Raw genomic sequence first — 9,577 nt, 5'->3', positions numbered from 1 at the left:
AGTCGAAGACGCGGGCATCGGTGGAGTCCGACCAGCCGACCCGCCGATCGAAGTAGGCCTGCGCCGGTGTCCGGATCTCACCGGCAGGCACCATCCCGGATACGCACGACACCGACGGGCCCCGGCCGAAACCGTCGACCAGCGCCGAGAGCCAGTGCCGATCGACGACCACGTCGTCGTCGGTGTACGCGACGATGTCGCCGGTGGCCGCCGACAGTCCGGTGTTGCGTGCCCGGGACAGCCCCGGGAGAGGCTCACGGATCAGGCGCACCCTCGGATCCGCGAGACCGAGGACGTACTGCCGGGTGGCGTCGGTTCTGGGGGCGTTGTCGACGACGAGTACGTCGAACGACGGATAGTCCACCGCGAGGACGGATCGGAGGGCCGCTCGCAGCATCGACACCCGGTCGCGGGTGCATACGACGACCGTCACCGGCACGGCATTGCCCTCGGCCACGCGAGCCGGACCGGCCCGCACAGGGCGGTCCGGCTCGGTGACCCGCAGTCCCGCGACTCGGCGCCTGAGCTCGCCGAAATTCACGGAACTCTCCGACACCTCGATCTCGACGAACCCGAGCGGGCGTCCGTCGGCGCGGACGAGCAGTCGCGCCCGGCCGTAGCCCTCCGCGCCCGCCAACCGGCAGCGGACCGGAATTCCCGCCGCACGCCCGGCCCGGTCGGCGTCCTCGATCGCGCCGACCCACACTTCGCCTATCCAAACCGCACCGTCCCAGTCCGGCCGCTCGGGACTGTCCAGGGCGGGGCGGAGAGTGAGAGCGGGTGCGGCGGGATCCATCAGGACCTCCCGGTGTGCAGCCGGATGGCGGCCCTGCCCTGAAGGTATCCGGCGGTCGTGACCGCCAGGCCCAACAGCACGACCGCTGCCCGCGCGAGTCCGTCTCGCCGCATCGAGAGGCCTTCACGCAGCACCGCTCGCGGTAGGACATGCAGGGTGTAGGTGCGTTCGCTGCTCAGCGCATCAGATGCGGTGGTCAGTTCCGCGACGACAGCCTTCGACAGTCCTTCGTGATGGCATCTCCGCACGAAATACCGCAGGGTGGCCCGGTCCGCCGACACATGGTGCTGTACCCGCATGTCCGGATCGAACAGGATCTGGTTGGAAGTCCGGTTCGCCCGGATGCGGATACAGAGTTCGGTCTCCTCACCGCCGACGGGAACGGAGCCGACGCGGCCCACTTCGGATCTGAATCCGCCGACGGCGTACAGAACCGAGCGGCGCATCGACATGTTGCAGCCGATGGGGTTGCGGACGGGCGCGACCCGCGTCGGCTGGCCGACGTAGCTGCAGCCGACCACCCAGTCGAACTCCTCCGGCAGCCACGGGGGACGAACCCCGGACCAGCTCGGGACCGCATACCCGCCCACGCCGGCAATTCCGCGATTCCGGTAATGATGCATGAGGGCCTGCGTCCACCCCGGCTCGGCGCGGGCATCGTCGTCGACGAACGCGACCACGTCGCCGTGGGCGGCTCGGACACCGGTGTTGCGTGCCCCGGACAGTCCCCGGGTATCCGCGTTCGCCAGGACCGTCACCCGCTCGTCCTCACGGAATCGGTTGCACGCACGCACATACAGCTCGTCGCAATGATCGATCACCAGGATGAGTTCGGGATCGGGCCCGTCCTGCGACAGCACCGACTCCACCGACCGGCACAGGTCGAACCAACGCCGAGTGGTGTAGGCGCAGATGACGACCGAGAGGGATTCGGCTGGGCCCGTATCGAATTCGTCGGTCGCGTCCAAGACTGAATGCCCGGTGGCCGGGACCTCATCGGGCAACGTAATCACCGCGATCGCGGGACCGCCACGAGTAGACGGATCGGCGGGTGAGCGAAGTGGGCCGCTCGACCGACTTCGCAGTCATCTTCGTGCCGTTGCGGTGTTCCATCCGGACGGTCCGCAGCACCCGGAAACCGTCGCGCACCACGTTGAGATTGCTCTTGCCACTGATCCGCCGCCGCTCGAAGCTCGGTATCTCGACGATGCCGAGGCCGGATGTCGCCATCCGGACGTTGATCAGCGTCTCGATCTCGAAGCCGTCACCCCAGTGGGCGTCGGGGCGGTCCGTCGCGGGCAGTGACATCACACTGACGTGCCGCCGCCAGAACGCGTTGTAGCCGTAGCAGAGGTCGGTGAACGCGACAGCGAATTCCATGTTGACGAAGGAATTCAGCATCCGATTGCCCAGACGGCGGGTGAACGTGATGTCGGCGCTTCCACCGCCGGCGATGAACCGGCTTCCCTTCGCGAAGTCTGCGCCGCGGACCAGCGCGTCGACGAACGCCGGGATCTCGGCGGGGTCGGTGGATCCGTCGGCGTCGATCATCACCACGATGTCGGACGTGGCGTGTAGGAAACCGCAGGCCAGCGCATTGCCCTTACCCTTACGGGTCTGCGTCAGGATCTTCGCGCCGGGCCACAACCGTCGCGCGACGGCGACGGTGTCGTCGACGGAATTGCCGTCGACGAACACGAGCTCGTCGATGCCGGTCGGCATCCGGGCCGCGACGAACGGTAGATTTTTCGCTTCGTTCAGTGCCGGCATCACCACCGACACGGTCGGTCTCGGCGTGGTTTTCCTCGGATTGTCGTTGGGGTGTATCTCGGTCACGTGTGCATCCATCGCCTTCACGTCCGTTGCGTCATAGGGGCTGTCGAGTGCCCGCGTCCTGCTGATGTCTGGGTTCACTCCGGACGAGTGCGGGGGTCCGGAGGCTGTTCGTTGCGGTGATCTGTTCGTTGCGGCGATCTGTTCGTGTCCAGACGGATTCACCCCGGCCGTTCCCGGCCCTTCTCCGATCCGAGTGCACGCCGGCGTCTCGATGCACGGAGCGCGCTGAGTGCGAACAGCAGACTTCGCCGCATCTGCATGTCGTACGAATTGATCCGGCCGAGTACTCGGTCGGACAGGGGGATCTGCCATTCGGGATCGTGGATCAATCGACTCGTGAACTCGAGCTGCTGGGCGAGTTGCGAACGTGCCGAGGTCAATGCGGTATTCGAATCGCTGCCGATCCGGAACGATGCCAGCGTGCGCGGCACACCGACGAAGTCGCCTTTTCGAACGAGTCGCGACCACAGGTCGAGCTCCATCGGAAAGAGAAGCTCGCCCCGGAACCCGCCGCACCGATCGAAATCGACCCGGCGGAACATCCCGGCCACCGGGGGCCCGATGGGGTTGCTTCCACTCCGGACGATTCGCCGGACCACAGTTTGTCCCGAATTGCGCCCGACGATTCCCCCGAGCCCCCGTGCCGGCCGGAGCAGCGTGCCCTCGTCGTCGATGAAATCGGTCCGCACGGATACGAGCGCCACGCCGTCGTCCGCCGCGAGCACAGCGGCTTGTGTTGCGACGCAATCGGGCTCGATGGTGTCGTCGGCGCAGATCAGTTTGACGAATCGTCCTCGGCTCTCGCGTATCGCGAGATTGAAATTGTCCACCATCGGCACCGTCGCCTCGTTCCGGATGATCCGGACACGGTCGTCGTGGAGGTTCTCCAGGATGTCGGGGGTGCCGTCCGAACTGTGGTTGTCGACGATCACGATTTCCAGGTCGGTGAAGGTCTGCGCCAGAACGCTGTCGAGCGTTGTCTGCAGATGACGCTCCGCCTGATAGGCAGGAATGCACAGAGAGACGGTCGGTGGTCGCTCCCGGTCCCGGCCCGGTACAGACCCTGTTTCGGCCTCGCGCCTCGACGTGTGCGCGGCGTCCGAATTCGTCACCATGCTGTTCTCCCACCCCGGCCCCGCACCCGCCGATTCGCACGGACCACGGCGTCACTCAGGTTGCGCTCTCGTCCCGGCCGCACGTCCATGCGCTGCCGTGAAGAGTGCCGTGGTTACAGCGTTCTCGGCTTGGGTTCCGATCAGACCAGTGTTCCACATTCAATGTCAGAAACATACCTTTCCCCCGTTATTGGAAGAATTACTCGACTATGTGTGGGTTTTTCTGAATATGGTTCTCGTTGCCTGCGCGGGCGGGCCAGTCCTTCGAAACGTGGACCGTCGAAAATCCGTTGCTCGACCTCGCTGCTGTCCGTATTGTCACGTGGCTTTGTCAACCCGTCGACAGAAGGAGTTCATCTCGTCATGGAACCCGTCACCGAACGTGACATCAGGTCGTCGTTCATCAACTGCTCCAAAGGCGACGCCAAGCGCCTACCCGTCCCTCGTGACCTGGACGATCGGCCCTGGGACGACCTCGACTTCCTCGGCTGGAGCGACCCGTCGTTTCCCGGCCGCTGTTATGTCGTCGTACCGCGGGACGGCGGTCTCGTCGGCGTCGCGTTGCGCTACGAAACGGGCGGTTACCGCCGGGCGCAAATGTGCACGGTCTGCATGACGACGCACGCCAATGGCGGCGTCTCGCTGATGACCGCGCGCAAATCGGGTGAATCCGGACGCCGGGGCAACTCGATCGGCACGTACATGTGCGCCGATCTCGCCTGCTCGCTCTACGCGCGCCGGAAGAAATCGCCCGCACTCGGCAGGCAGTACCGCGAGGATCTCGAGCCCGAGGAGAGAATCGAGCGGGTCCGCGACAATCTCAACGCCTTTGTCGCGAGAGTCTACGGCTGACCCACCCCACACAGACCCACCCTGCAGCCCGGTAGCTGCTCACAAGAATCGGAGGTAGATGCCATGCGCCGACATTCGAGGACCCCAATTCCCGACGCACCCCGAGTTCGGAAACACTGCAACGAAACTCGGGGTGGACGGGACTCCTCTCCGGTCGAGACGGCCCGGACGCGACCGGACCGTGCCGTCCGGAGAGGATTTCGGCTACGCTCGGCGGCGCCGAGAACTGAAGTGGGCAAACGCCTTCGCCATGAGCGGGGTGGTGACGAGCATGATGACCAGGCGCAGTACCTGAGCGGCCGCGACGAACGTGACGTTCGAGGCGGTGGATGCCGATACGGCCAGCACCGCAGCCAGACCCCCGGGCGTGGTGGCGAGATAGGCCTCGAGCAGGCTTGCACCGGTGAGGTGGGAGAGTAGGACGCCCAGGCCGGCGCAGGCCGCCCCGACCAGCAGGGTGAGCAGCGCGGCGTACGGCAGGATTCGTCCGATCGCCCGCAGGCTCGCCCGATCGAACGCAAGCCCGGCCTGCCAGCCGATGAGGATCAACGCGGCGGTCATCAGCATCGGCGGGACCGTGACCGCGTCGCTCCAGCCCCCGAGTTCGAACCCGGCACTCACGGCCAGCGGACCCAGCGTCGCGGGTGCGGGCAGTCGAACGAGTGACGCGACGGCGGTTCCGCCCACGATGAACAGTGCCAGGACCGGCAGGCTTACATACCATTCGGACCCGCCGCCATCGGTGGTCGTCACGGTCTCCGCACCGGTATCGGCGCGGAAGCCGAACGTGACGATCATCGGCATCGACACGACGACGAGCGCCACCCTCAGGTACTGCACCACGGCGACGACGCGGTCGTCGCCGCCGAGTTCGCGGGCCATCGCGACGAGTCCGGTGGCGCCGCCCGCGGTCATGGCGAGGGATCCCGTCACCGCGTCCACGTCACGATGCAGCGCGAGGAGTGCTCCGGCCGCCACGCTGAGCATTAGGGCCGCGGCCGCGATCGAGACCACCGGCACCCACATCGAGCCCAGGGCGGCGATCGTGTCCCGGTGCACCATCAGTCCGACTGCGCTCGCCAGCACACCCTGCGCAAGCTTTCCCAGCGGCCGGGGCACTCGGGACGGGCCTCGTCCGGTGACGGCCAGGGTCGCCGCGACGATCAGGGCCGAGAAGAGACCCGCCGCCGTCAGTCCGACGCTCTCACCGAGGGCCCAGCCGCCGACCGAAAGTGCGATCAGTGCAGCCCAACGGAGTCCGCGACTGCGCAGGTCGGACGCGCGCGTCGGCACGGATCGTTCGGTGGTGTGCACGTCGTTCACGTGTTGACGCCTACTCCGGGATGCTGTCCCTGTTCTATGGTGCGCATTAGTGTATACCGTAGCTCATACCACTGTGAACGTTAGGATGTATGCATGGCGGGCGAGAGCAAGAGCGAACAGGTATATGAGCAGCTCAAGCAGGACATTTTGACCGGGACCCTGTCCCCGGGTCAGTCGCTGAGCGCCATCGACGTGGGCACGCGGTTCTCGGCGTCGCGCACCCCGGTTCGCCAGGCCTTCCTTCGCCTCGAGGGGGAGGGGCTGGTCTCCCTCATCGACCGGCAGGGCGCGCGGGTCGCTCCCATCTCGATCAAGAGCGTTCGGGACCTGTTCGAGCTACGCATCCTGCTCGAGGCGGCCGCGGCGCGGATGGTCGCCGAGGCCGTCACCCGGGACACCGCGGCCCGGCAGCAATTCGACGAGGTAGCGGCGGCACTCGAGGCGATCTCCGAGGAGACCCCGTCCGAATCCCGGCGGGATCGCTTCTACGCACTCACGGAGACCTTCGACCAGGCCGTGATCGCGCACACCCGGAATTCGCAACTCGCCCGATCGATCGCCGAACTCCGGCCGCACACCGAGAGGCTCCGCAACATAGCCCACTCCCACCCGGACCGCCTGGACGTGTCGCTGGCGGAGCACCTGTCGATGTGCCGTGCGATCCTCGCCGGCGACGGACCGGCGGCTGCCGCGGCCTGTACCGAGCATCTGAACCAGACGCAGAAGACCATCCTCGACGCGGTCGTCAATCCGCAGGGATCGGCCGTCGCCATCGACCTGGTCACCGCGTAGTCGGCGCGGTCAGAGTGCGAGGATGGCGGGGACGCTGAGGACTGCCACGTAATACCCCATGAACAGGACGCCGGCGTGGATCTTGAACGCCCGCGACAGCAGACCGCCGACGAGTCCGACGGTGAGGGTGACGGCGAGGCCGAGGATGCCGCCCTCCCAGACGCTGATGACGACGACCAGGCCGGTGAACGTGGCGATGATCGCCTCGTGGCTGACGTACCGGACGACGAGCGTGGCCGCGCGGTGGGCGAAGTTCATCGCGAACGGGTACGCGATGATCGCGGCGATCACCACTGCGCCGAGACCGTAGAGCAGGAACTCCCAGTTCGTCAGTGCCGTGGACAGGTTGCGGATCTGCCCGGTGCCGTCGTCGGTGGTGAAGACCGGTGGCGCGTTGAACAGGGGTGCGGCCGGGCCTGCGGCGACCGGGCTCAGCGGCAGACCGAACGCGATGAGTGGAATGAGCGCCTCGGCGATGTAGGTGGATTCGGTGGTTCCGTTGCGGGCGGCGATCACCGACGTCAGCCGGTGGTAGCCCTGCTTGACCCGTGAGCCGACGACCTCACCCATGAGCACGGTCATCGCGACCGGGCTGAAGACGAACGTGGCGCTCGAGACGGTCGCGGTCGCCGCGACCTGTGCGGTCTGTTTGCTGTCGAGCATCCGGAACGGGTTCGGGAAGTACCCCTTCCACCCCTTGATCTCCGGGGCGAGCCACACCGTCGCCGGTTCGGTGCGGGCCATGTCCTTGCGTCCCGACGCACCCAGCACGAGGAACAGGTCCGCGATGAGGGGGCCGACCGCGATGCCGAGGAAGTAGCTGATGTTCAGGGAGATGTCGTAGCTCTGCGTCAGTGACTTGAGGGCGAGGATGAGCACGACGAACGGCACGAGCGCGGCCACGCCGGACCACTTGCCCGGCGACGTGTAGGCGATCGCGACGGCGGCGACGAGGAACAACCACGGTGCCACCGACTGGACCGTGTCCGCGACCGGTGCGAGCAGGGTGGCGAACAGCACCGCCACCGGGACGGCGATGAACGCGGAGATGATCGCACCCGAGATCGCCTTGCGCAGGGCGATGTGCGGCACACCGAGGCTGCGCAGCAACCGCGCCTCACGCATCAGCGGAACGGCCATCGTGTCGCCGGGGATGCCGAGCAACGTGGTGGGCACCGCGTGGGTCATGTGCTTGGCGACGGCGCCGGCGAGGAAGAAGGTGAACACCGCCGCGGGCGGGGCGCCGAGCAGGATGACCAGCAGGGTCAGCGGGGCGATGGTGGCCGTCTCGTCGGTCCCGGACACCAGCCCGATCAGGGAGAATACGACGGCGCCGATGACGCCGAGCGCGATCGCGATCAGGACGTCGTTGGTGAACAGCACGCTCATGATCGTCCGCCCGTCTCGGGCGTCTGCGTCTCCGCCTCGACGAACCGGTCGTAGAGGTCGAGTTCCTTCAACTCCCGGACCGTCTGTGCGGGCAGGTCGCTGACCGACCCCAGCCCCTGGCGCTCTTCCTGCAGAACCCGGATGACGTCGCCGACCGTGTCGCCCTCGGACGAGTCGACGGCGATGTTCCGCTTGGGGCGGAACAACTTCCCGCTGACGACGCCCGCGACGAGGCAGGCGGCGATCCCGACCAGAAGTGCATATGCCTCTGCCAGAGACGAATCCGTGACGAAGGAGTTGAAGAGTGCGGTCGCGCCGAGGAGCGCGCAGACGCTCACGACGATACCGATGACGACGGAGGCGGCGAGATCTCGCCCGGCCACCGTGTCGCCCCACACCTCGAGATAACGAGGCCGAGTCTGATCGTCGGTGGGCGGGGGAGCCTGCGGTGCGGGCTGGCTTTCGATGGACATCGTCTGTACTTCCGTGTGAGGGGTGTCGTGCGCTAGGAGCGGGCGGCGGTCAGTGCGGTCGCCACCCGCGACGGGCTGGGATGGCCGATGTGCCCGGCCATCCAGCGGGAGGTGTCGGTCAGTGCGTCGAGATCGATGCCCGTGTGGATGCCGAGGCCGTGCAACATCCACACCAGGTCCTCGGTGGCGAGGTTCCCGGTGGCACCCTTCGCGTAGGGGCATCTGCCGAGGCCTCCTGCCGCGGTGTCGAATTCGGTGACTCCGTCGATCAGTGCGGCGTGCACGTTGGACAGCGCCTGGCCGTACGTGTCGTGGAAGTGTCCTGCGATGGAGTCGATCGGAACACCGGCGGCCTGCACGGCGTCGAGCACGGCGCGGACGTGTCCGGGGGTGGCGACGCCGATGGTGTCACCGAGCGAGATCGACGAGCATCCCATGCCCGTCAGTTCCGCGGCGATGTCGGCGACACGACCGGGGTCGACCCGCCCCTCCCACGGATCACCGAAGCACATCGAGATGTAGCCACGCGTGCCGATGCCTTCGGCCCGCGCACCCTCGACCACCTGCCGGGCGTTGTCGAGCGCCCCGGCGACGGTGGTGTTCAGGTTCTTCCGGGCGAACGCCTCGGTGGCGCTGACGAAGACGGCGATCTCCCGGGCACCCGCGGTGAGCGCCCGCTCCAGTCCCCGCTCGTTGGGGGCCAGCACGACCTGGCGGACGGTGTCGGGGAGGTCGAGTTCGGCCACGAGCGCTGCGGCGTCGGCGAGCTGCGGAATCCATTTCGGGGAAACGAAACTCGTCACCTCGAGTGCTCGGACCCCGGCGGACACGAGCCGACGGCAGAACTCCGCCTTGACCGCGGTGGGAACCAGGGTCGACTCGGCCTGGAGCCCGTCGCGCGGTCCCACCTCGTAGACGCGAACCGTCGGGGGTAGGGAGGGATCGGCGAATTCGTGGGGCGCCGGACGCCACACCGGTGCGAGATCCGAGGGGGTGGTCAT

The 9,577-nt window shown here is 67.1% G+C and carries 10 protein-coding genes; 2 read left to right on the top strand and 8 right to left on the bottom strand.

Annotated features, from left to right (window positions below; genetic code table 11):
* The 4 genes from DTA22_RS07300 to DTA22_RS07285 form a co-directional block, all read right to left on the bottom strand.
* Positions 1-796: glycosyltransferase family A protein (locus DTA22_RS07300; RefSeq protein WP_146777760.1), on the bottom strand; the 796-nt coding region annotated here is incomplete at its 3' end.
* On the bottom strand, positions 796-1,764 hold the full coding sequence (locus DTA22_RS07295) for a glycosyltransferase family 2 protein (protein ID WP_112299020.1): 969 nt from the start codon (positions 1,762-1,764) through the stop codon (positions 796-798). The genes DTA22_RS07300 and DTA22_RS07295, both read right to left, overlap by 1 nt.
* A 25-nt stretch (positions 1,765-1,789) precedes the next feature.
* Complete coding sequence (locus tag DTA22_RS07290) at positions 1,790-2,644, bottom strand: glycosyltransferase family 2 protein (protein WP_112299033.1); 855 nt, start codon at positions 2,642-2,644, stop codon at positions 1,790-1,792.
* A 146-nt stretch (positions 2,645-2,790) separates the two neighbouring features.
* Entirely contained in the window at positions 2,791-3,747 is a 957-nt protein-coding gene (locus tag DTA22_RS07285) for a glycosyltransferase family 2 protein (protein WP_112299019.1), read from the bottom strand.
* Between the two features lie 363 nt (positions 3,748-4,110).
* Here DTA22_RS07285 and DTA22_RS07280 point away from each other — a divergent pair, with 363 nt between their 5' ends.
* Entirely contained in the window at positions 4,111-4,599 is a 489-nt protein-coding gene (locus tag DTA22_RS07280) for an FBP domain-containing protein (protein WP_037233112.1), read from the top strand.
* Between the two features lie 204 nt (positions 4,600-4,803).
* Here the strand turns inward: DTA22_RS07280 and DTA22_RS07275 are convergent, their stop codons facing one another.
* A complete protein-coding gene (locus DTA22_RS07275; protein WP_112299018.1) occupies positions 4,804-5,922 on the bottom strand; it encodes an AbrB family transcriptional regulator in 1,119 nt (372 codons plus the stop codon).
* Positions 5,923-6,015: 93 nt separating this feature from the next.
* Between DTA22_RS07275 and DTA22_RS07270 the strand changes: the two genes are divergently transcribed.
* Positions 6,016-6,714: a GntR family transcriptional regulator gene (locus DTA22_RS07270; RefSeq protein ID WP_112299017.1), complete on the top strand. Its 699-nt coding sequence runs from the start codon at positions 6,016-6,018 to the stop codon at positions 6,712-6,714.
* A 9-nt stretch (positions 6,715-6,723) separates the two neighbouring features.
* Here the strand turns inward: DTA22_RS07270 and DTA22_RS07265 are convergent, their stop codons facing one another.
* The 3 genes from DTA22_RS07265 to DTA22_RS07255 are packed head-to-tail and all read right to left on the bottom strand — an operon-like array spanning position 6,724 to position 9,577.
* Positions 6,724-8,103, bottom strand: a complete 1,380-nt coding sequence (locus tag DTA22_RS07265; RefSeq protein WP_037233120.1) for a tripartite tricarboxylate transporter permease — start codon at positions 8,101-8,103, stop codon at positions 6,724-6,726.
* On the bottom strand, positions 8,100-8,576 hold the full coding sequence (locus tag DTA22_RS07260; RefSeq protein ID WP_112299016.1) for a hypothetical protein: 477 nt from the start codon (positions 8,574-8,576) through the stop codon (positions 8,100-8,102). Before DTA22_RS07260 ends, DTA22_RS07265 begins: the two co-directional genes overlap by 4 nt.
* A 32-nt stretch (positions 8,577-8,608) precedes the next feature.
* Positions 8,609-9,577: a hydroxymethylglutaryl-CoA lyase gene (locus DTA22_RS07255; protein WP_174233765.1), complete on the bottom strand. Its 969-nt coding sequence runs from the start codon at positions 9,575-9,577 to the stop codon at positions 8,609-8,611.

It is taken from the genome of Rhodococcus wratislaviensis (assembly GCF_900455735.1).
In the GTDB taxonomy this organism is placed as follows: Bacteria; Actinomycetota; Actinomycetes; order Mycobacteriales; family Mycobacteriaceae; genus Rhodococcus_F; species Rhodococcus_F wratislaviensis.
This window is presented reverse-complemented; position numbering and strand designations above follow the sequence as displayed.